The sequence below is a fragment of the Labrenzia sp. 011 genome, assembly GCF_003075075.1.
Lineage (GTDB): Bacteria > Pseudomonadota > Alphaproteobacteria > Rhizobiales > Stappiaceae > Roseibium.
The window spans coordinates 630,046-650,667 of sequence record NZ_QCYM01000001.1; the positions used below are offsets into that span (position 1 = coordinate 630,046).

Annotated in this window: 20 protein-coding genes; 13 read left to right on the plus strand and 7 right to left on the minus strand. The window is 60.9% G+C overall.

Features of this window, described 5'->3' with window-relative positions; all coding sequences use genetic code 11:
• Positions 1-329 precede the first annotated feature (329 nt).
• The 4 genes from DCO57_RS23775 (at position 330) to DCO57_RS02785 (ending at position 5,536) form a co-directional block, all read left to right on the plus strand.
• Positions 330-1,805 (plus strand): Ppx/GppA phosphatase family protein, encoded by a 1,476-nt coding sequence (locus DCO57_RS23775; protein ID WP_244287860.1) that lies wholly within the window; start codon positions 330-332, stop codon positions 1,803-1,805.
• Entirely contained in the window at positions 1,802-2,509 is a 708-nt protein-coding gene (locus DCO57_RS02775; RefSeq protein WP_116697283.1) for an RlmE family RNA methyltransferase, read from the plus strand. Before DCO57_RS23775 ends, DCO57_RS02775 begins: the two co-directional genes overlap by 4 nt.
• Before the next feature lie 181 nt (positions 2,510-2,690).
• Positions 2,691-4,193 (plus strand): IMP dehydrogenase, encoded by a 1,503-nt coding sequence (gene guaB / locus DCO57_RS02780; RefSeq protein ID WP_116697284.1) that lies wholly within the window; start codon positions 2,691-2,693, stop codon positions 4,191-4,193.
• A gap of 50 nt (positions 4,194-4,243) precedes the next feature.
• Positions 4,244-5,536 (plus strand): RsmB/NOP family class I SAM-dependent RNA methyltransferase, encoded by a 1,293-nt coding sequence (locus DCO57_RS02785; protein ID WP_116697285.1) that lies wholly within the window; start codon positions 4,244-4,246, stop codon positions 5,534-5,536.
• 28 nt (positions 5,537-5,564) lie between these two features.
• Here the strand turns inward: DCO57_RS02785 and DCO57_RS02790 are convergent, their stop codons facing one another.
• Complete coding sequence (locus DCO57_RS02790) at positions 5,565-6,770, minus strand: tetratricopeptide repeat protein (protein ID WP_116697286.1); 1,206 nt, start codon at positions 6,768-6,770, stop codon at positions 5,565-5,567.
• A 262-nt stretch (positions 6,771-7,032) separates the two neighbouring features.
• Between DCO57_RS02790 and guaA the strand changes: the two genes are divergently transcribed.
• Positions 7,033-8,604: a glutamine-hydrolyzing GMP synthase gene (guaA, locus tag DCO57_RS02795; protein WP_116697287.1), complete on the plus strand. Its 1,572-nt coding sequence runs from the start codon at positions 7,033-7,035 to the stop codon at positions 8,602-8,604.
• 247 nt (positions 8,605-8,851) lie between these two features.
• On the plus strand, positions 8,852-9,370 hold the full coding sequence (locus DCO57_RS02800) for a hypothetical protein (RefSeq protein ID WP_133192619.1): 519 nt from the start codon (positions 8,852-8,854) through the stop codon (positions 9,368-9,370).
• A 104-nt stretch (positions 9,371-9,474) separates the two neighbouring features.
• Here the strand turns inward: DCO57_RS02800 and DCO57_RS02805 are convergent, their stop codons facing one another.
• Complete coding sequence (locus tag DCO57_RS02805; protein WP_116697289.1) at positions 9,475-9,801, minus strand: TraR/DksA family transcriptional regulator; 327 nt, start codon at positions 9,799-9,801, stop codon at positions 9,475-9,477.
• Positions 9,802-9,906: 105 nt separating this feature from the next.
• Positions 9,907-10,869 (minus strand): cation diffusion facilitator family transporter, encoded by a 963-nt coding sequence (locus tag DCO57_RS02810; RefSeq protein ID WP_116697290.1) that lies wholly within the window; start codon positions 10,867-10,869, stop codon positions 9,907-9,909.
• 132 nt (positions 10,870-11,001) lie between these two features.
• Between DCO57_RS02810 and DCO57_RS02815 the strand changes: the two genes are divergently transcribed.
• Positions 11,002-11,370, plus strand: coding sequence for a hypothetical protein (locus DCO57_RS02815; RefSeq protein ID WP_208977748.1), 369 nt, complete (start codon positions 11,002-11,004; stop codon positions 11,368-11,370).
• 15 nt (positions 11,371-11,385) lie between these two features.
• On the opposite strand, the gene DCO57_RS02820 is transcribed toward DCO57_RS02815, so the two are convergent.
• Positions 11,386-12,033, minus strand: a complete 648-nt coding sequence (locus tag DCO57_RS02820; RefSeq protein ID WP_116697292.1) for a MarC family protein — start codon at positions 12,031-12,033, stop codon at positions 11,386-11,388.
• A gap of 218 nt (positions 12,034-12,251) precedes the next feature.
• Here DCO57_RS02820 and gyrA point away from each other — a divergent pair, with 218 nt between their 5' ends.
• Entirely contained in the window at positions 12,252-15,083 is a 2,832-nt protein-coding gene (gene gyrA, locus DCO57_RS02825; protein ID WP_116697293.1) for a DNA gyrase subunit A, read from the plus strand.
• A gap of 118 nt (positions 15,084-15,201) precedes the next feature.
• On the opposite strand, the gene DCO57_RS02830 is transcribed toward gyrA, so the two are convergent.
• Entirely contained in the window at positions 15,202-15,618 is a 417-nt protein-coding gene (locus DCO57_RS02830; RefSeq protein WP_116697294.1) for a phosphopantetheine adenylyltransferase, read from the minus strand.
• A gap of 164 nt (positions 15,619-15,782) precedes the next feature.
• Between DCO57_RS02830 and coaD the strand changes: the two genes are divergently transcribed.
• The 5 genes from coaD to tgt all read left to right on the plus strand — a co-directional run bounded on the left by coaD (position 15,783) and on the right by tgt (position 19,837).
• Positions 15,783-16,289, plus strand: coding sequence for a pantetheine-phosphate adenylyltransferase (coaD, locus tag DCO57_RS02835; RefSeq protein WP_116697295.1), 507 nt, complete (start codon positions 15,783-15,785; stop codon positions 16,287-16,289).
• A gap of 38 nt (positions 16,290-16,327) precedes the next feature.
• Positions 16,328-16,867 carry a peptidylprolyl isomerase gene (locus tag DCO57_RS02840; RefSeq protein WP_116697296.1) on the plus strand — a complete coding sequence of 180 codons (540 nt, stop codon included), beginning with the start codon at positions 16,328-16,330 and terminating at the stop codon, positions 16,865-16,867.
• Between the two features lie 48 nt (positions 16,868-16,915).
• On the plus strand, positions 16,916-17,389 hold the full coding sequence (locus tag DCO57_RS02845; protein ID WP_116697297.1) for a peptidylprolyl isomerase: 474 nt from the start codon (positions 16,916-16,918) through the stop codon (positions 17,387-17,389).
• Between the two features lie 205 nt (positions 17,390-17,594).
• A complete protein-coding gene (queA, locus tag DCO57_RS02850) occupies positions 17,595-18,668 on the plus strand; it encodes a tRNA preQ1(34) S-adenosylmethionine ribosyltransferase-isomerase QueA (RefSeq protein ID WP_116697298.1) in 1,074 nt (357 codons plus the stop codon).
• 11 nt (positions 18,669-18,679) lie between these two features.
• On the plus strand, positions 18,680-19,837 hold the full coding sequence (gene tgt / locus DCO57_RS02855) for a tRNA guanosine(34) transglycosylase Tgt (protein WP_116697299.1): 1,158 nt from the start codon (positions 18,680-18,682) through the stop codon (positions 19,835-19,837).
• A gap of 7 nt (positions 19,838-19,844) precedes the next feature.
• On the opposite strand, the gene DCO57_RS23875 is transcribed toward tgt, so the two are convergent.
• Positions 19,845-19,961: a DUF4864 domain-containing protein gene (locus tag DCO57_RS23875; protein WP_244287861.1), complete on the minus strand. Its 117-nt coding sequence runs from the start codon at positions 19,959-19,961 to the stop codon at positions 19,845-19,847.
• Entirely contained in the window at positions 19,958-20,062 is a 105-nt protein-coding gene (locus tag DCO57_RS24125; protein ID WP_347876546.1) for a DUF4864 domain-containing protein, read from the minus strand. Before DCO57_RS24125 ends, DCO57_RS23875 begins: the two co-directional genes overlap by 4 nt.
• Between the last annotated feature and the right edge of the window lie 560 nt (positions 20,063-20,622).

Below are 20,622 nucleotides of genomic sequence, written 5' to 3' on the forward strand. Positions count from 1 at the left end.
CCAACCTGTTACAGTTTTGTCAACGAAAGACATGGTCTTCGGCAGCGCCCCGTTTGACGGCCGGTACGCCGGGATCTGAAAGGCATAAAGTGACTCAGTCAGGTCAGGAACCGCCCGAAAACGGGCGTCGTACCGCTGACGTGTCCGGAAACAGCGGGACCCCGCAGGAGTCCAAGGGACCGGCCAGACGACGCCGAAAGCGCCGTTCCGGCAAGGGACCGAAAGGCAAGGCGGCAGCACAGGAAAGTGCCGCCGCGGCAGGGGAGCCCGAAAGGCAGGGACCTGTTCAGGCCAAAGCTGTATCCGGAAGCGTCGAAACAACCGCCCATTTGCAGGCATCGCCCGCAGGGGCCGGGGGACCCGCGCCCAATTCCGGAAAGCGCCGCAAGAAGCGACGGCGCAGCCGTCCCTCCCTCGCGGTCGCAGACAATACGGCGAATGGCAGCTCTGGCACAGGAGAAAACCGGGACACACAGCAAGGCGGCGATGCCACCACCAGCCTGAAAGGCAAAAAGGCCGCGCGGCGCAGAGGCCGTCGTCGCTGGCAGTCCGAAAGCGGCGGTCCGGAGGGAGTATCCGCCGGCCGCGGTCCTGATTCGGAGGGCGGCATTGCGCCGGGACGGCCGGCAAATGGCGAAAACGCCGGCTCCGCTGCTAGGGCACCGTCAACCCGGGATGCCGATATCCGGTTGCCGAAAGCTCGGGACGACCAGTCCCGCTCGCCCTGGAAGGGCGTTCATGCCGACCGGGCCAGAAACGCCCGACCGCGTGGATCACTCTATGCGGCGCTGGATCTTGGAACGAACAATTGCAGGCTGCTGATCGCCCGTCCGGAGGGTCGCGGGTTCCGGGTCGTGGACGCCTATTCCCGTATCGTCCGACTGGGCGAGGGGGTGGGCTCCAACAAGCGCCTGGGCGAAGCCGCCATGGACAGGGCGATCGACGCGCTGGCCAATTGCCACCGCAAGCTGGCGGACAGGGGCGTGTCCCGCTCGCGTCTGATCGCCACGGAAGCCTGCCGGGCAGCTGAAAACGGCGCGGAGTTCATCGAGCGGGTCAAGTCGGAAACCGGCCTTGCCCTGGAAGTCGTCAACCGCGAGACCGAAGCCCGTCTGGCCGTTGCCGGCTGCGCGTCTCTGGTCGATCACGACGCGGACGGCGTCATCCTTTTCGACATCGGCGGCGGATCGTCTGAAATCGTCTGGCTCGATCTGCGCAACCGTTGCGGGGCGCGCGGATATGCCCTGACACGTTTTATCCGCTCCTGGATCTCGCTGCCCGTCGGTGTGGTCAATCTGGCGGAACGCCACGGCGGCGTGCATGTTACCCCCGAAGTCTTCGAGGCAATGGTCGAGGATGCCGCCGGGCATCTGGCTGCCTTCAGTCTGGCAAACAGCCTGACGGAAGCCATTTCGTCCGGACGGGTACACATGCTCGGCACATCGGGAACCGTCACGACCCTGGCCGGCGTGCATCTCGGTCTGAAACGCTACGACCGGCGCCGGGTGGACGGGACGTGGCTGGAAGACGGCGACGTCGGCAGAATGATTGATGAACTGCGCGATATGCCCTATGAGGCGCGTGTGGAAAATCCCTGCATCGGCGCGGATCGCGCCGATCTCGTCCTGGCGGGCTGCGCCATACTGGAAGCCATCCGCCGGCGCTGGAGCTGCTCGCGGCTGCGCGTCGCGGACAGGGGCCTGCGCGAGGGAATTTTAACGGAATTGATGTCGGCCGACGGCGTCTGGACCCACAAAAGGTCCGGAACCCGTCAGGATCGCGGCCGTCAAAGGAACAGAGCATGAGCGGTTCAAAAAAGGGCACCGGAGACCGGGGCCTGCACATCAAGGTGAAAACGGCGGCCGGCCGGCGCGAATCGTCCACCCGCTGGCTGACCCGCCAGTTGAACGACCCCTATGTGCGGCGGGCGAAGATCGACGGCTACCGGTCCAGGGCAGCCTACAAGCTCATCGAGATCGACGACAAGCACAAGCTGCTCAAGCCCGGCTACCGGGTCGTCGACCTCGGCTGTGCGCCGGGAGGCTGGTGTCAGGTGGCGGTTCAGCGGGTTCAGTCCAGCGTCGAGGCGCCGAAGGTTGTCGGAATCGATTATCTCGACATGGACCATGTTCGCGGAATCACGTTCCTGAAAAAGGACTTTCTCGACGACGACGCCCCGGCGGCCCTGATGGAGGCCCTGGGAGGCAACAGGCCCGATGTGGTGCTGTCGGACATGGCGTCGCCAACGACCGGACACAAGCAGACCGATCACCTGCGCACGACCCACCTGTTTGAAATCGCGATCGATTTTGCCCGCCGCAATCTTGTCCCCGGCGGATCCTTCCTGGCAAAGGTTTTCCGTGGCGGAACCGAGAACACCCTGCTCAGGGACCTGAAGCGGGAGTTCAAGTCCGTTGCCCACCTGAAGCCGCCGGCGAGCCGCAAGGAAAGTCCGGAACTCTACGTGATCGCCAAGGGGTTTCGCGGCAACGATCTGGAGCAGGACTGATCCGCACCAGGCGGAGCTCCCTGGCCCGCCGCACAGAAAGGAAAGCCAGGACCCTTTCCTTTCTGTCACCTGCGTGTTATTGACCCGCGCCAACTTCTCCGGCACAGCCGAAGCGACTCGACAGATGCAGGCTTTATAGACAGGCCTGCGTCGCGGATATTTTTTTAAAGGGGAATTGGCAATGGCATCCTTCTTTGTCCCATCGACCGGACAGCAAGCCCTGACCTTCGACGATGTATTGCTGATGCCCGGACACTCGGAAGTCATGCCGGGTCAGGTGGATCTGCGTACCAGGGTCACCAGAGAGCTGGAACTCAATATTCCGATCCTGTCCTCCGCCATGGACACGGTGACGGAAGGCCGGCTGGCCATCGCCATGGCCCAGGCCGGCGGCATCGGCGTCATTCACCGCAATCTTTCTCTCGACCGGCAGGCAGAGGAAGTCCGCATGGTCAAGAAGTTCGAATCCGGCATGGTTGTCAATCCGCTGGTGATCGGGCCGGACGCGACCCTGCAGGATGCGCTGGACCTCATGAAACAATTCGGCATCTCCGGCGTGCCCGTCGTCGAAAACGGCGGCTCGGGCGGCCAGACGACCGGCAGACTGGTGGGCATCCTTACCAACCGTGATGTGCGTTTCGCGTCCAATCCGGATCAGAAGATCCACGAGCTGATGACCCGCGACAACCTGATCACCGTCAGCGACAATGTCAGTCAGGAAGACGCCAAACGGCTCCTGCACCAGAACCGTATCGAGAAGCTGCTTGTGGTCGACGAGGACCGCAACTGCATCGGTCTGATCACTGTCAAGGACATGGAAAAGGCCCAGCTGAACCCGAATGCATCGAAAGACGCGCAGGGAAGGCTGAGGGTCGCCGCGGCAACCAGTGTTGGCGAAGAGGGATTTGCCCGCGCGGAACGACTGGTCGACGCGGGGGTCGACATGGTTGTGGTCGATACCGCTCACGGCCATTCGCAGAAGGTTCTGGACATGGTCACCCGGGTCAAGGGCCTGTCCAATTCAGTCCAGGTTCTGGCGGGCAATGTCGCCACCTCGGAAGGCACGAAAGCCCTGATCGATGCGGGCGCCGATGCGGTCAAGGTCGGGATCGGTCCCGGTTCCATCTGCACTACCCGGATCGTTGCCGGTGTCGGCGTGCCGCAGCTTACCGCGATACTGGAATCGGTCAACGAAGCTGAGAAACACGGCGTTCCCGTGGTGGCCGATGGCGGAATCAAGTTCTCCGGCGACCTGGCCAAGGCCATTGCCGCCGGCGCTGCATCGGTCATGGTCGGCTCGCTGCTTGCCGGTACCGAGGAAAGCCCCGGCGAGGTCTATCTGCATCAGGGCCGGTCCTACAAATCCTATCGCGGCATGGGATCTGTCGGCGCAATGGCACGCGGGTCGGCGGACCGCTACTTCCAGGCGGAAGTGCGCGACAGCCTGAAACTTGTTCCCGAGGGGATCGAGGGCCAGGTTCCCTACAAGGGAGCGCTCGGAAGCGTCCTGCATCAATTGGCCGGCGGACTGCGCGCGGCCATGGGTTATGTCGGTGGCAAGGACATTCCAGACTTCCAGGAAAAGGCCCGTTTCGTGCAGATTTCCGGTGCCGGACTGCGCGAAAGCCATGCCCATGACGTGACGATCACGCGGGAAAGCCCTAACTACCCATCCAATATCTGACAACGTCACATGCGGTGCGGTCCTGAACAGGCCGGCTCCAGGGGTTCAAAATGAAAGATGGCGGACGCCTCGCGGCGGCAATTGAAGTCTTAACCGAGGTCGAAACCCGCCACAGGCCGGTTCAGGTCGCGCTGCGGGACTGGGGCGCGGCCCACCGCTTCGCCGGTTCCGGTGACAGGACCGCAATCGGCAATCTCGTCTTCGACGCCTTGCGTAACAAGGCCTCCCTGGCCGCGTCCCTTCAGGACGGTTCGCCGCGGACGCTCGTTCTGGCAACCTATGCGCGCACCTGGCAAAAGGGCGTTCCGGCGCTCACCGAAGCGCTGACGCAGGACGTCCATGCGCCGGATCCACTGACCGATGACGAGCGCGACAGGCTGACGGCGCCTCCCGCCGGCGACATGGCGGACCACGCACTGGCCGACGTGCCCGAGTGGCTTTGGCCGGGCTTTCACGCGGCCTTCGGCGAGCGGGCCATTGAGGAGGGCAGGGCCCTTGCACAGCGTGCGCCTGTGGACCTGCGAACGAACACCCTGAAATCCGATCGCGACAAGCTTCTCAAGCGCCTGTCCCATACAGATGCCCAGCCGACGGGTCTGTCCCCGCTTGGCATGCGCATCGAAGCGCGTCCCGGGCTTGCCCGCATGCCGCATGTCCAGGCAGAGGAAGGGTACCGCAAAGGCTGGTTCGAACTTCAGGACGAAGCCAGCCAGATTGCCGCCCTGCTTGCGCAGGCCAAACCGGGGGAACAGGTGCTCGACTATTGCGCCGGAGGCGGCGGCAAGACGCTCGCCCTTGCTGCGGCCATGCAGAACAAGGGGCAGCTCTACGCCTATGATGCGGACAGGCTGCGTCTTGCACCGATCCATGAACGCCTACAGCGTGCCGGTGCCCGCAATATTCAGGTCCGGGATCCGGCCAGCTCCACCCTGGACGACCTTGCAGGCCAGATGGATCTCGTTTTCATGGACGCACCGTGCACGGGAACCGGCGTCTGGCGCCGCAGGCCGGATTCGAAATGGCGGCTGGCCGAAAAGGCCCTTGCCGACCGCATCGAGGATCAGCGTCACGTTCTCGAACATGCCAGCCGATATGTGAAACCGGGCGGACGCCTTGTCTATGTGACCTGTTCCGTTCTGGCGGCCGAGAACCAGGACCAGGCGGATTGGTTCCTGGCCAATAATGCCGACTTCCGGCCGTCTTCGGCCCTGGATGTGTGGAAGGCGATCCTGCCCGGGATGCCGGAGCCGCGCTATGTCACCGAGCGCGGAGATCTGCTGATGACACCGGCATCCACCGCAACGGACGGTTTTTTCGTGGCTATTTTTGAACGTTGCGACTGACGCCGCTGCGTTCCCTGGTGGTCCGAAATCAGGACCGGTCCTGGCGCTGAAGTCCCAGCACATTCGGCAGCTGATCATCAGCTGCCGATGAGAGTTTCCCGGCAGTGTCTACGGTTTTCCCGGACGCCGACGTGTCCGTTTCCGGCTGTGCGGTTTCGCTCCCGGACTTTTCCGCGCCGGCCGGTTGAGGTTTCGCCTCCGCTTCACCGGTCTTTGCGACCGTCTGCGCGCGCGTTTCCGCGTCGGCTGCCGGTCGTGCCGTTTCGCTTGCAATGACGTTTTCCACGAAACGTCTCACGTCCGGATCGAGACCCTTGCCTGCCGACAGGGCGGTCAACACCGAGCGGGCCTGTTTGGAATATTTCAGGGCGGCAAGTGCGGCCCCCAGTGCGTTGAGCGGCCCCTGGACCGTATTATCCAGGTCATGCGCCAGAAGAGCATGCTTGAGGGCGACTACCGGGTGCCCGAGTTTGCGCGACAGGACGCTGAGCCGGACCAGAACCGGCACCGACCGGGGACTGAGCCTGAGAGCTTCTTCTGCCGCTTCGCGGGCATCCTCAAGGGCGCCTTTCCCGGAAAGAGCATCCGACAGCATTTCCATCGGAAGCGGATCTGCCGGCGTGTGCCGGTTGGCCCTGATGGTCAGTTCGACAACCTCGTCGAAGCGCTGGCGGCGCAGGAGGGTTTCGGACAGACCCAGGAGCGCGGGGACATGGTCCGGAGCGCATTTGAGGGCCTTGCGATAGGCGGCAATCGCGGCGGACGTCTGGCCCGATCTGTCCTGCGTTTGCGCGAACAGCGTCAGAACGGGGGCGGAGTCCGGCAGCAGCTCCAGCAGGTGCCGGGCATGGACTTCCGCTTCGGCAGCCTTGTTTTCCTCCAGAAGAACACTCGCCAATCCGTAAAGCGCATTGCGATTGTCGGGAGACACGTCGAGCACTTCGGCGAAATTCTGCCTGGCATTGGCAATATCGCCGAGAAGAAGCTGGCAGTTGCCGAGGCTGGCGCGAGCCCCCAGGTGCTCGGGTTCGGCAAAGACGATCCGGCGCAATTGCGACTGGGCTTCTTCCAGGTAGCCGGCCTGGAGCAGCGCGCAGGCGGTGCGGTAGGCTATTTCCGTGTCCTGGGGCGCGAGTTCCAGAGCCTTGAGGTAGGAAACCAGCGCTTTGTCCATGTCGCCGGTGCTTTCCAGCGCCTGGGCTTCTTCAAACGCTTGTCGGGCAGCTGCTGTCATTCGATGTAAGGTTCCTCAAGCACCTGCTGCCGCCCATGTTCATGGGATGTGACGCACGGCAGAGGGCAGGGTAAGGAGCGTAGCTGCGCGGGTCAAAAGCGAAATGCGGCCGTGCACAGCTTGTCCGCCGATTTATTTGCCGGATAGGCAAGTGACACCCGGTCGGCATGCCGGTTCGCGGTGAGAGAAAAATGCTGTGCGAGACCGCTGGCAAGGCGAAATTCGGGTTCAATTTGACCGAAAGACCGGTTAGAAGCTGACCATGACCCAGCACGACCGTCTCCTCATCATCGATTTCGGTTCTCAGGTAACCCAGCTGATCGCACGGCGCCTGCGCGAGCTGAATGTTTATTGCGAAATTCATCCTTATCAGAACGTCACGGATGCGTTCCTGGCCGAATTCGCCCCCAAGGCCGTCATCTTCTCAGGTGGACCGGATACCGTTACCCGGAAGGACGCTCCGCGACCACCGGTCTCTGTATACGAACTCGGCGTCCCCGTGCTGGGTATCTGCTACGGCCAGCAGGTGATGATGCAGCAGCTCGGCGGTCAGGTCGAAGGGGGCAAGATCTCCGGCGGTGGCGGCACCGCCGAATTCGGGCGCGCATTTGTGACGCCCGCAGGCCAGCCGCTTGCCCTTCTCGAGGGACTGTTTGCCGACGGGCGTGAACAGGTTTGGATGAGTCATGGCGACCACGTCAGCAAGATCGCGCCCGGCTTCGAGGTTTTCGGCACGTCTCCCAACGCGCCCTTCGCCATCACGGCTGACACGAACCGCAATTTCTACGCGGTCCAGTTTCACCCGGAAGTTCATCACACGCCCAACGGCAAGATCCTTTATGAAAACTTCGTCCGGCTGGCCGGGTTTACCGGCGACTGGACCATGGGAGCCTATCGGGATGACGCCATCGCAAAGATTCGCGAGCAGGTTGGCGACAAGAAAGTCATTTGCGGCCTGTCCGGTGGTGTCGACAGTTCCGTGGCCGCAGTCCTCATTCACGAGGCGATCGGCGACCAGCTGACCTGCGTTTTCGTCGACCACGGGCTTCTTCGCCAGAACGAGGCGGAAGAAGTCGTGTCCATGTTCCGGGACAACTACAACATCCCGCTGATCCACGCGGACGAGAAGGAGCTGTTTCTGGGGGAACTGGACGGCGTGTCAGACCCGGAGACCAAGCGCAAGATCATTGGCCGACTGTTCATCGACGTCTTCCAGAAACACGCAAATGCGATCGAGGGCGCCGAGTTTCTGGCCCAGGGAACCCTGTATCCGGATGTGATCGAAAGCGTCAGTTTCTCCGGCGGGCCGTCGGTCACCATCAAGTCCCACCACAACGTCGGCGGGCTGCCGGAAAAGATGGGGCTCAAGCTGGTGGAACCGCTCCGCGAGCTCTTCAAGGACGAGGTGAGGGCGCTTGGCCGGGAACTCGGCCTTCCGGACAACTTCATCGGCCGCCACCCGTTCCCCGGACCGGGTCTCGCCATCCGCTGCCCGGGAGAAATCACCCGGGAGAAACTGGAAATCCTGCGCAAGGCGGATGCGGTCTATATCGACCAGATCCGCAAGCATGGTCTCTATGACGACATCTGGCAGGCCTTCGTCGCGATTCTGCCCGTCCGCACCGTTGGCGTGATGGGTGACGGCCGCACCTACGATTACGCCTGCGCCCTGCGCGCGGTAACCTCCGTCGACGGAATGACCGCCGACTATTTCCCCTTCAGTCACGAGTTTCTGGGCGAAACCGCAACCCGCATCATCAACGAGGTGCAGGGGATCAACCGGGTGACCTATGACATCACGTCGAAACCTCCGGGCACCATCGAGTGGGAATGACGGCATCGGTGCCGGTCACCGGCAGGGACGGACAGGTTTCTGTCCCGCAGTTACCGCAAGCCAACTGAACGGACACGGGAAGATCCCGCCCATTTCCGGGCTTCGAAACCGGCAGTTAGGGCTTCGTCCCCTGCGACAATCCCGGGCAGCGTGAAGCCGGGTCTATTGACAGGGGGCCCGGCGGCCTCTGAACCTGGAAGTGTTCATCCGGGGCTTTTTCAAACTGAAATTCGATGTATCTTCGGCAATGATCAAACAGGACCTGACATCGGATTGCTCGAATTGTGCAGCGCTGTGCTGCGTGGTTTTCGCCTTCGACAAATCCGAATCCTTTGCCGTGGACAAGGCGGCTGGCGAGGTCTGTGCCAACCTTGACGGCAGCAACCGGTGCCGGATCTTTGCGGAGCGGGAAACCCTCGGTTTCCGGGGCTGCATGACCTATGACTGCCATGGAGCAGGCCAGCGCGTCACCCAGGAAGTGTTCGGCGGCAGAAGCTGGCGAAACGATCCCGGTCTGACTTCGCGAATGGGAGCGGCCCTGTCTGTTATGCGCCGTGTTCACGAGCAGCTCCTGATGCTCAGGACCGCGGAAAAATTTCCGCTGGATCCAGCTGAACGGGAAACGGCACGGATGCTGGTGGACAGCCTGTCGCCCGGGACTGGCTGGACGGAACAGAGCCTGAAGACCTTCGCGATCGATGCGGCCTCCCGGAAAGTCGCGACATTCCTGCGCAGCCTCCGCCACCATGTGACCAATGCATCGTGATCATGCCGCGTTCAATTGGCGCTGACCGCAGGCAAGGTTCAGGCGGACACAGTCAATCAATCACCTTGAACTGAGCACGGACAATCCGTTGCCTTCAGTGCATCTTAGCGGGCACAGGTGATGCAGAATGCGGCCGCCGGATCGACTTTCAGTCTTTTTTCCGGAATTTCTTCCCCGCATTCGACGCAATAGCCGTAGTCGCCGGTGTCAAGGCGCTGCAATGCAGCCTCGATACGCTGGATATGGGAGCGGCGCTGTCGTTCCGCAGCCTGCGCCATCGCCTGGCCCTGGAGCGCGTCCATGCGGGACAATCTCCCGACCGATTGCTGATCGAGCATCACTGTCGCCCGGGCTTCCTCGGAAATTTCGCTCAGCGAAACCAGTTCGTTCTTCAGTTTCAAGAGTTCCGCACGAGCTGTTTTACTGTCCATCGGCCGTCACCTCCCGGACAAAGAATGGCAACGCCAGCACCATTGCGCAAGCGGGACGTCTACGCTCTCACGAGGGGCTCGACACCCGCGGAAGGGACCCGCGCTTCACGCCTTGCCGGGCCCGGTCGCCGCCTTTTCCTCGTCCAGCATTTTTTCATGGTGCTCGCGGGCCTGGACCTCGATGAACAACCGCGTGACCTGGGGCATCTCCATCTTGATGGTCCGTTCGAGGGAGTAGATGGTTTCCTCTACGGTTCCCGCGGTGACTTCATCGATGAAATCCACAGACAGCGCCAGAAGAATTTCCTGCGGTCCGCGGTGAAGCGTGCGGATTTCATTGAGGTTGCTGATTGCAGGTGTCGCCCCGATGATTGCCTCGATCTTGAGAAGCACCTCCGGCGACGCGCCTTCGCCGATGAGCAGCCCCTTGGTTTCATAGGCCAGCAGGGCCGCAGTGGCGGCCAGAATGATGCCGATGGTTATGGAGGCAGCGCCGTCAAGCCACGCCAGGCCAAGATACTGGACCCCCAGAAGGCCAAGGAATGCGACGGCAAGCCCGAGCATCGCTGCACTGTCCTCGAACAGGACCGTGAAGACCGTCGGGTCCTTGCTGTCGCGCACTGCGGCAATGATCGATTTCTGGCCGCGCACCTGATTGAATTCCTTGTAGGCAATCCACCAGGCCACGGCCTCGAAGATCATCGCCAGCCCGAGCACGATATAAGCCACATAGGGGCTGGAAACCGGGTGAGGATGCAGAACCTTTTGAACCCCTTCGTAGATCGACACGCCAGAGCCGACCGCAAAGATCAGGATCGCAACCACAAAGGACCAGAAATACAGCTCTGCCCCATAGCCGAAGGGGTGTCTCTTGTCCGCCGGCTGCTTCGACTTCTTCAGTCCATAGAGCAGAAGCCCCTGGTTGCCTGTATCGACAAGAGAATGAATACCTTCCGAGAGCATCGCGGAAGAACCGGTGTAGGCGGCGGCGGCGAATTTGGTGACAGCAATCAGGGAATTCCCGACAAGTGCCGCATAGATCACCTTTTTAGAGCCATGTCCGGCCATAAACGTCTCCCGAGCGAGTTTCCATACCAATCAATGCGCCGAAGCCTATGACGCATTCGTGACTTTGATCAAGCTGATATCCTTTGCTAACTCTTCAAATGGGCATCAGTTCATCGAAAAGGAAAATTTCGGATGTATCCAAAGGCAGTTATGGCCTTCGCGCTTCTGGCCACTGTTCTCGGCTGCCTGCCGGCTTCCGCCGACGAAGTCGAGATCGTCGGTGCGACAGCGAGGAAGACAGGGGCCGGATGGACTTTCTCCGTCACGCTGAAGCACGCCGATACCGGCTGGGATCACTATGCCGATCTGTGGCAGGTCTATTCTCCCGACGGAGACCTCCTGGGCGAACGCGTGCTGTTGCATCCTCATGTCGATGAACAGCCCTTCACCCGGTCCCTGTCCGGCGTGACGGTACCCGAAAGCCTGGACGAAGTGGTCATCAGGGCGCGCGACACCGTGCATGGTGTTTCACCACAGGAATACAGGTTGTCCTTGCCCTAGCTGGAACGCCCGTTTTCAGCCCCCCTGGGAGCCGATAAATGCCAATACGCCGTCGGCGACGAACTGGACGGACAACGCTGCCAGAAGGACGCCGAGAAGACGGGTGATCACCAGCTGGGCCGTATCACCGAGCAGCCGCTCGATCCTGTCCGCCAGGAGGAACGCGCCCAGGCAGCTGGCCAGAATGACCGCGATGACGCCGCCCAGACCGGCATAGGCAAGCGTGTCGGGGGCTTCGCCGGACAGGAGTATGATCGCCGAAATCGCTGCGGGTCCGGAAATCAGCGGAATGGCTAGCGGGAAAATCGCGAGTTCGTTGATGGTGCCATGATGCGCATCGGAGGATTCGACGGCCTTTTCTGCCGTCTCCGCCTTGCGTTCCTGGCGTTTGCCGAAAATCATTTCGATCGCGATCAGGAAAAGCAGGATCCCGCCCGAAACCCGGAAAGCCGTCACGGAAATGCCAAGAACGTTGAGAACCGTCTGTCCGCTGGCATAGAAGACCAACAGGATTGCTGCGGCGATCAATGTCGCCCGGACGGCCACCCGCCGGCGGTCGGCCCGGTTCATTCCCGCGGTCACTGCAAGAAACATCGGAGCAAGTCCGACCGGATCAATGGTCACGAAAAGCGTCGCGAAGGCATTGATGAAATAGTCCAGCATTTCCTGTCTCCGGGATCGGCATTCAGGGGCGATTCCCGCATTTTTATAGGGGTTTTGGCAGGACAGCGACCCGGGCGGAAGAAAACATTTTCACGCCCTGTGCATACTTCTTGTAGGTCATTGAAACTAAAGACCTATTAGTTGGGTGGAAATGCGCTTCAAATTTGGATCAAGGCGTTGAATCAGCTATAAAAGAGCAAGCAATAACAAAGAAATGAGTGTCTTCCTTGGCTGACCAGGACAACAGCACCCCCTCTGACGGTCTCCCGTCCGATATCAAACCGGTCTCCATTGTCGATGAAATGAAGCGCAGCTACCTCGATTACGCCATGAGCGTGATCGTTTCCCGCGCGCTTCCGGATGTCCGCGACGGCCTGAAACCGGTCCACCGGCGCATCCTCTATTCGATGCATGAAAACGGCTACGAGTGGAACAAGCCCTACCGCAAGTCGGCCCGCGTGGTCGGTGACGTGATGGGTAAGTACCACCCGCATGGCGACAGCGCGATCTACGACGCCCTCGTGCGCATGGCGCAGAATTTCTCGCTCCGTCTGCCGCTGATCGACGGGCAGGGGAACTTCGGTTCCGTCGACGGCGATCCCGCAGCGGCAATGCGTTACACGGAATGCCGCCTGCAGAAGGTCGCGCACAAGCTGCTGGACGATATCGACAAGGACACGGTCGACTTTCAGGAGAACTACGACAACTCCGAAAGCGAACCGCTTGTTCTGCCGGCCAAGTTTCCCAATCTTCTGGTCAATGGCGCCGGCGGTATCGCTGTCGGCATGGCGACCAACATCCCGCCTCACAATCTGGGGGAAGTGATCGACGCGGCGATCGCGGTCATGGAAAATCCTGCGATGCCCCTTGAGGAGCTCATGCAGATCGTTCCCGGTCCGGACTTTCCGACCGGGGCGATGATCCTTGGCCGGTCGGGCATACGCAGCGCCTATGAAACCGGCCGCGGCTCGATCGTCATGCGCGCCAAGGTCGATGTGGAAGAGGTCCGCAAGGATCGCAATGCGCTGATCGTCACGGAAATTCCCTATCAGGTCAACAAGTCGACCATGATCGAGAAGATCGCGGAACTGGTGCGCGACAAGCGCGTCGAGGGCATCTCCGACATCCGTGACGAGAGCGACCGCTCCGGCATGCGGGTGGTGATCGAGCTGAAGCGCGATGCGGTGCCCGATGTCATCCTGAACCAGCTCTACCGTTTCAGCCAGCTGCAGACATCCTTCGGGTCCAATATCGTCGCCCTGAACAGCGGCAAGCCGGAACAGATGAACCTGTCCGACATGTTGCGGGCGTTCGTTACCTTCCGCGAGGATGTCATTCAGCGCCGGACACGGTTCCTGCTGAAAAAGTCCCGCGACCGGGCTCATATCCTGGTTGGTCTCGGCATTGCGGTCGCCAATATCGACGAGGTCATCAAGCTGATCCGCAGCGCGCCCGATCCGGCCACCGCCCGGGCCCAGCTGATGGAACGCAACTGGCCGGCCCGGGACGTGGAAGCCCTGATCCGGCTGATCGACGATCCGCGGCACATGGTGCAGGAAGACGGAACCTACAAACTGTCCGAGGAGCAGGCCCGCGCCATTCTCGAACTGCGTCTGCAGCGCCTTACGGCGATGGGACGAGACGAAATCGAGGAAGAGCTGAACAAGATCGGCGCGGAAATTTCCGACTTTCTCGACATTCTCAGCTCCCGCGCCCGCATCCAGGAAATCGTCCGCGACGAAATGCTGGAGATCAAGGAAGAATTCGCGACTCCGCGCCGCACCGAGATCATCGAGGGCGGCCCGGACTTCGACGAGGAAGACCTCATCCAGCGCGAAGACATGGTGGTGACCTTCTCTCACGGCGGTTACATCAAGCGGGTTCCTCTTGCGACCTATCGCGCCCAGAGACGCGGCGGCAAGGGACGGTCGGGGATGGCGACCAAGGAAGAGGATTTCGTTACCCGTCTCTTCGTGGCCAATACCCATACGCCCGTTCTGTTCTTCTCCTCGCGCGGCATCTGCTACAAGATGAAGGTCTGGCGGCTGCCGCTTGGCGGCCCGACATCGCGCGGCAAGGCCCTCGTCAACATGCTGCCCCTGGAACAGGGCGAACAGATCACTTCCATTCTGCCGCTTCCCGAGGACGAGGATACCTGGGCCGATCTCGACGTGATGTTCGCCACCGTGCGCGGCACGGTGCGCCGGAACAAGCTGTCCGACTTCGTGACCATCAACCGGAACGGCAAGATCGCCATGAAACTGGAGGATGGTGACGGCATTGTCGGTGTCGATACCTGCTCCGAACATTCCGATGTGATGCTGACCACCAATTTCGGCCAGTGCATCCGCTTCCCCGTCACCGATGTGCGCGTCTTTGCCGGACGCAATTCGGTCGGCGTGCGCGGTATCCGCCTGCCGGAAGGGGACAAGGTCATCTCCATGCAGATCCTGCATCATATTGATGTCGACGCAGAGGAACGTGCCGCCTACCTGAAGCTCTCACGCGCAATGCGCGGCGAGGCCGACGACGGTGTCAACGGATCCGACGAGGAAGGCATCGTTGCGGGGAGCCTGTCGCAGGAGCGATATGCCCAGATGAGTGCCGCGGAACAGATCATCCTGACCATTTCGGAGAACGGTTACGGCAAGCGTACGTCGTCCTTCGAATACCGGGTGACAGGACGGGGCGGCAAGGGCATCACGGCCATGGCCGTCAACGACCGCAACGGCGGGCTTGTCGCCTCCTTCCCGGTGGAAGACAGCCATCAGATCATGCTGGTCACCGATGGCGGCCAGTTGATCCGGTGTCCGGTGGATGGCATCCGCATAGCCGGCCGCGCGACCCAGGGGGTCATTGTCTTCAAGACAGCGGAAGGTGAAAAGGTCGTCGCCGTCGAGGGGATCTCCGAAGTCGACGATGAAGACGATCTCGACGAGAACGGCGAAGCCGTCGCGCAGGCTGAAGACAGCTCCGGAAGCGATGACACAACCGCTACGGATGATGCGCCGAAAGACGCGGGCGAGGGCGGACAGACACCGGAAAGCTGATTTCCGCTGCCTGTCTGCCAGGACCGTCCGCGGTCAATCGAACGAAGACATGCTGAAACGACAACAGCGGCCAGGGTGACCTGTGCCGCTGTTTGCCGTTCATGAATGGGGAGTGCTGTCAGTTGGCTGCCGGGTAACGGGCAAGAATGGTTTCATTCACGGTCTCGTCCGTCTTTTCAACGGTTATGAAGGAAACATTTCTGACCTTGTCGGCGCCGGTCAGCGCAGCCAAGCAATCCTCGCTCCAGGCACCCCATGTCTGCGATTTGCAGTCGGTGTCGAGAGCGGCGGACGCAATGCGGTCCGTCTTGGTTGCCATCATGCCCTGTGTTGCAACGCTGGTCAGATCCTCCGCCTGTGAGGCATTGCCCGGATGCATGGTGATCGCGCCGGCGGCAATCATTGTCAGCAACGCCAGGACGAACACCATGGCCACCTTGAAATGGGCAGCCGGATCGGTTGCATTCACGGCGATGGAAAACGGTTGAAACGTGGTCTCGTTTCCGCCGGGATCGTTTGTATCATGACCTTTCATCGTACTGGCTCCTGCTCACGCCACTTGATTTCGATGACGCCACACTGTCCCATTGATGAAAAGCCCGATGTGACGGCCATCACACAATGTCAGTTGAGGGCAAATGACCCATTTGAACCGGCTTTTCCTTGTGAGCGCGCGGTAGGCGGAGTAAGGAAGGGGCCATGACTCGTATCGCGCTCTACCCCGGGTCCTTCGACCCGGTCACCAACGGCCACGTGGACATTCTGCGTCAGGCACTTGCACTGGCCGACAAGGTGGTGGTTGCCATAGGCATTCACCCTGGCAAAACTCCGCTGTTCTCCTTTGAGGAGCGGGTGGACCTGATCCATGCGACAGCTGTCGCGGAGTACGGTCCTGAAGAAGCGGCAAGAATTGAAGTCATCGCATTTTCAAATCTGGTCATCGAAACGGCACGGACACAGGGGGCGGCCTACCTTGTCCGCGGCCTCAGGGACGGTACGGACCTTGACTATGAAATGCAGATGGCCGGGATGAACGGGACCCTGGAACCGGAGATCAGAACGGTATTCCTGCCCGCGTCACCGAACGTACGCCACATCACCGCCACCTTGGTGCGTCAGATCGCCAGGATGGGCGGAGAAATTTCCGCGTTCGTACCAGCCCCGGTCAGAGAGCCTCTGCGCCGCCGGGCCGGCTCCGGCAACTGACAAGAATCCGATCTTTACCTGAATCCTAGGAGTAACCAGTGTCTCGCTTGCTTGCATTATTCGCCGTTCTGGCGTCCCTGGTCGTCCTGCCTGCCGCCGCACTCGCGCAGACAGCCGATCTGGAAAACACTCTGTATCTCGATCTCAAGGACGGCCGGGTGGTCATCCAGCTGCGCCCGGATCTGGCGCCGAACCACGTGGAACGGATCAAGAAGCTTGCCCGTGAAGGGTTTTACGACGGTCATTCCTTCCACCGGGTCATCGACGGATTCATGGCCCAGACCGGTGACCCGACCGGCACCGGCATGGGCGGATCGACCGAGCCGGATCTCAAGGCGGAATTCAGCCAGGCGCCCTTCAAGCGCGGCACGCTCGGCATGGCACGCGCGGCAAGCCCCGACAGCGCCAACTCGCAGTTCTTCATCATGTTTGCCGATGGCGACTGGCTGAACGGCCAGTACACCGTATTCGGACAAGTCACCGAAGGCATGGAATTTGTCGACAACATCTCGCGCGGTGAGCCGCCGGCAAACCCCGACAAGATCATCAAGATGCAGGTTGCCGCGGACGCTCAGTGAAGACGGCCGAATTCAAACCTGTTCATCAACTAATCAAGGAGACAGAATATGACCGACATCAAGGATGCGGAAAACACGTTGCTCATGGAAACCAGCCAGGGGCAGATCGTCATTGAAATGAAGCCGGACCTCGCACCGGCGCATGTCGCGCGCATCAAGGAACTCGTGCGTGAAGGCTTTTACGACGGCATCGTCTTCCACCGGGTGATCGATGGTTTCATGGCACAGACCGGCTGTCCGCAGGGCACCGGTACCGGCGGTTCCGGACAGAAGCTGAAAGCCGAATTCAGCAAGGAAAAACACACGCGCGGCACCTGCTCCATGGCCAGGGCGTCCGATCCGAATTCCGGCGACAGCCAGTTCTTCATCTGCTTCACCGACGCCCCCTGGCTTGACGGTCAGTATACTGTCTGGGGACAGGTGATCGAAGGCATGGACAATGTGGACAAGATCAAGCGCGGCGAGCCGGTTGCCAACCCCGACAATATCGTCTCGGTGAAGGTTGCCGCGGACGCCGCCTGACGCACGACCTGCCAAAGCGGCAGTGATGCAGGCCCCTGCAGCGCGGATCCCGGATCCGCGCTGTTTTTATTCCGATCCACGCCTGTTGACCTTGACCTGATCCCTCTTTATGAGCCGCTGACACATGAAGCCGGTGCATCCGGAAGGCATCCTGCTCCATGGAAGCCCGGCTCACCCGCCAGGATACGGCCCAAGCAGAAGCTCCATGCGCGTAGACCAGTTTGACTTCGAACTCCCCAACGAGCGGATTGCGCTCCGGCCTGCCAGGCCGCGCGACTCGGCCCGCATGCTTGTCGTGCGCCCGGACAGCCCGGAAGTGCTCGGTGACAGGGGGGTCAGCGACCTGCCGGTGCTGCTTAACCCAGGCGATGCGCTGGTTTTCAACGACACGCGAGTCATTCCGGCGCAACTGGAAGGCAGGCGCCTGAGGGGAGATGTGAGCGCGGGCATCAGTGTGACACTGCATTTGCGCACGGCCCCGGACAGCTGGCGGGCCTTTGTCCGGCCGGCCAAAAAGCTGCAGGTTAACGACACTCTCCTGTTCGAAAGCGGGGACACCGCTCTTTCCGCCACCGTCGCCGAGAAGGCCGACGGCGGGGAAGTTTTGCTGGCATTCGACCGGTCTGGACCGGAACTCGATGCGGCCATCGCCTCCGTCGGCCACATTCCACTGCCGCCCTACATCGCGCAAAAACGGCCCGAAGACGCGCAGGACAGGCAGGACTACCAGACGATCTACGCCGACAGGGACGGGGCCGTGGCTGCCCCGACCGCAGGCCTGCATTTCACGCCGCAGCTCCTGAAAGCGCTTGACGCGCGTGGCATCGAACAGCATCGCGTCACGCTGCATGTGGGGGCAGGAACATTTCTGCCGGTCAAGGCCGACGACACGCAGGATCACAAGATGCATGCGGAATGGGGTGAAGTGTCGGAGAAAACGGCACAGGCACTGGCTGCGGTCAGGGCGCGGGGCAACCGGGTTGTCAGTGTCGGCACGACCTCCCTGCGCATCCTGGAAAGCGCGGCGCAAGCCTCCGGCGCGATCGCACCTTTCGCCGGAGAAACGTCGATTTTCATCACCCCGGGTTATCGTTTCAGGGCGGTTGATGTCCTGATGACCAACTTCCACCTGCCGCGTTCGACTCTCTTCATGCTGGTGTCGGCATTCTCCGGTCTGGAAACCATGCGGACCGCCTACGCCCACGCGATCCGAGAGAAATACCGGTTCTACAGCTACGGCGATACGTCCCTTCTCTTTCCACAAGACGGCGCTCAATAGGGAAACCCGCCATGTCCGCGAACGAAAAGACATTCGGTTTCAAACTGATCGCCACCGACGGCAATGCACGGCGCGGCGAAATCACGACGCCTCATGGCGTGGTGCGAACCCCGGCGTTCATGCCGGTCGGTACGCAGGCGACGGTCAAGGCGATGTATCCGGATCAGGTCCGTGAAACGGGTGCGGATGTTGTTCTGGGAAACACCTATCACCTGATGCTCCGGCCGACCGCAGAGCGGGTGGCAAGGCTGGGCGGATTGCACGGTTTCATGAACTGGCCGCATACCATCCTCACAGACAGCGGTGGCTTCCAGGTGATGTCCCTGGCCCAGCTCCGCAAGTTGGATGAGGACGGCGTCCGTTTCCAGAGCCATATCGACGGCAGCAAGCACCATCTGACGCCGGAACGCTCCGTTGAAATCCAGGGTCTGCTTGGTTCCGATATCCAGATGCAGCTGGATGAATGCATCCGGCTGCCCAGCCCGAAGGAAGAGGTCCAGCGCGCGATGGAACTCTCGCTGCGATGGGCGGCGCGCTCCAGGGAGCAGTTCGAACGGATGGGCGGTCCCGGCAAGGGGCAGGGGCTCTACGGCATTGTCCAGGGCGGCGACCAGCCCGACCTTCGCATCCGTTCGGCTCAGGAACTCGGCAAAATGCCGTTCGAAGGCTATTCGGTCGGCGGCCTGGCGGTCGGCGAACCCCAGGACGTCATGCTGGCCATGCTGGACATCACGACGCCGGTCATGCCCGTGGACAAGCCGCGCTATCTGATGGGCGTCGGGACACCGGACGACCTGCTGGAAAGCGTCAAGCGCGGTATTGACCAGTTCGACTGCGTCATGCCCACGCGCGCCGGCCGCCATGGACTGGCCTATACCCGTTTCGGCAAGGTGAACCTGAAAAACGCCCGTCATCAGGAAGACCCCCGTCCTCTGGACGAGGAAAGCCATTGCCCCGCGGCCAGCATCTACAGCCGCGCGTATCTGCATCATCTCGTGCGGGCCGGCGAAGGCCTTGCAGGCATGCTGCTGACCTGGAACAATATCGCCTATTATCAGGAGCTCATGCAGGGCATGCGCGATGCCATCGAGGCGGGAAGCTTCGAGGATTTCTATGCGCGCACCAAGGAAGACTGGGCTCGCGGCGACATCGCCGCTCTGAGAGACTGACTACCCTTCAGGCAGAAAAGCCGTCCGACGTGGTCAGGTAGCAGCCGGAAATCCGCCAGGAACCGTCCTCCTGCTTCTCGAAACTGTAAAGCGCCAGCCAGTTCCTGCCCTGCGGCCCGGTCACATAGACTTCCTGCGTCGGGCCGTCTTCGTCATTCTTGAGCGGCCGAAAGTGACCTCCCGGGGCTTGTAGACCGGCTGATAGCCCTGACGGACCATCTCCATGAAGAATTCCGGTGTCTGAAACTGCTGTCAGAGCGAATTGGCTGCAAGGGACCATTCCGGCCCCGCAGTCCTCTACAGTTCGGAACGCACTGATGCCAAAATCACAGCTATGCCGAGGCAGAAAATTACGTGAAAGAAAACATAAATATTGGTCCGTTTGAGTCAAATTACTACTTGGGTGAGCTTATTCCAGGCCGTAAACGGGAGATGTCCGTCTGCCGACGAAACTTGCGACAAACCCGCTGTTGCCGATAAACTGACCTCGCCCCCCGGTCAGGGGATCTGGATCAAATAGACAGACAGGCTGGCGGGAGAGCTTGGAATGATCGATGCAGGTTCAACTCGTCGCGGCCGATTGACCCATGATTTTAAGGTGGCGCCGTTCTTCGAGAATGTTCGGAATGAAAATGTGCAAGGCTAGAAAAGGTTATTTTAATTTTTATTTTCCGAATTGGGAGTGTGAATGATAAAGAATATCAAGTATGTCATATTTTTATTGGTATTAGTTCCTGTCTTGTTTTTATACACGATATATTCTTATTATAATTACAGTTTTACGA

Excerpts from the sequence above, each read along its gene's own strand:
- DCO57_RS02845 (WP_116697297.1), top strand. The coding sequence starts at position 16,916 with ATGACCGACATCAAGGATGCGGAAAACACGTTGCTCATGGAAACCAGC.
- DCO57_RS02815 (WP_208977748.1), top strand. The coding sequence starts at position 11,002 with ATGTATCCAAAGGCAGTTATGGCCTTCGCGCTTCTGGCCACTGTTCTC.
- guaA (WP_116697287.1), top strand. The coding sequence starts at position 7,033 with ATGACCCAGCACGACCGTCTCCTCATCATCGATTTCGGTTCTCAGGTA.
- DCO57_RS02800 (WP_133192619.1), top strand. The coding sequence starts at position 8,852 with ATGATCAAACAGGACCTGACATCGGATTGCTCGAATTGTGCAGCGCTG.
- DCO57_RS02820 (WP_116697292.1), bottom strand. The coding sequence starts at position 12,033 with ATGCTGGACTATTTCATCAATGCCTTCGCGACGCTTTTCGTGACCATT.
- coaD (WP_116697295.1), top strand. The coding sequence starts at position 15,783 with ATGACTCGTATCGCGCTCTACCCCGGGTCCTTCGACCCGGTCACCAAC.
- guaB (WP_116697284.1), top strand. The coding sequence starts at position 2,691 with ATGGCATCCTTCTTTGTCCCATCGACCGGACAGCAAGCCCTGACCTTC.
- DCO57_RS02775 (WP_116697283.1), top strand. The coding sequence starts at position 1,802 with ATGAGCGGTTCAAAAAAGGGCACCGGAGACCGGGGCCTGCACATCAAG.
- queA (WP_116697298.1), top strand. The coding sequence starts at position 17,595 with ATGCGCGTAGACCAGTTTGACTTCGAACTCCCCAACGAGCGGATTGCG.
- DCO57_RS02810 (WP_116697290.1), bottom strand. The coding sequence starts at position 10,869 with ATGGCCGGACATGGCTCTAAAAAGGTGATCTATGCGGCACTTGTCGGG.
- tgt (WP_116697299.1), top strand. The coding sequence starts at position 18,680 with ATGTCCGCGAACGAAAAGACATTCGGTTTCAAACTGATCGCCACCGAC.
- DCO57_RS02790 (WP_116697286.1), bottom strand. The coding sequence starts at position 6,770 with ATGACAGCAGCTGCCCGACAAGCGTTTGAAGAAGCCCAGGCGCTGGAA.
- DCO57_RS02785 (WP_116697285.1), top strand. The coding sequence starts at position 4,244 with ATGAAAGATGGCGGACGCCTCGCGGCGGCAATTGAAGTCTTAACCGAG.
- DCO57_RS02830 (WP_116697294.1), bottom strand. The coding sequence starts at position 15,618 with ATGAAAGGTCATGATACAAACGATCCCGGCGGAAACGAGACCACGTTT.
- DCO57_RS24125 (WP_347876546.1), bottom strand. The coding sequence starts at position 20,062 with ATGGAGATGGTCCGTCAGGGCTATCAGCCGGTCTACAAGCCCCGGGAG.
- DCO57_RS02805 (WP_116697289.1), bottom strand. The coding sequence starts at position 9,801 with ATGGACAGTAAAACAGCTCGTGCGGAACTCTTGAAACTGAAGAACGAA.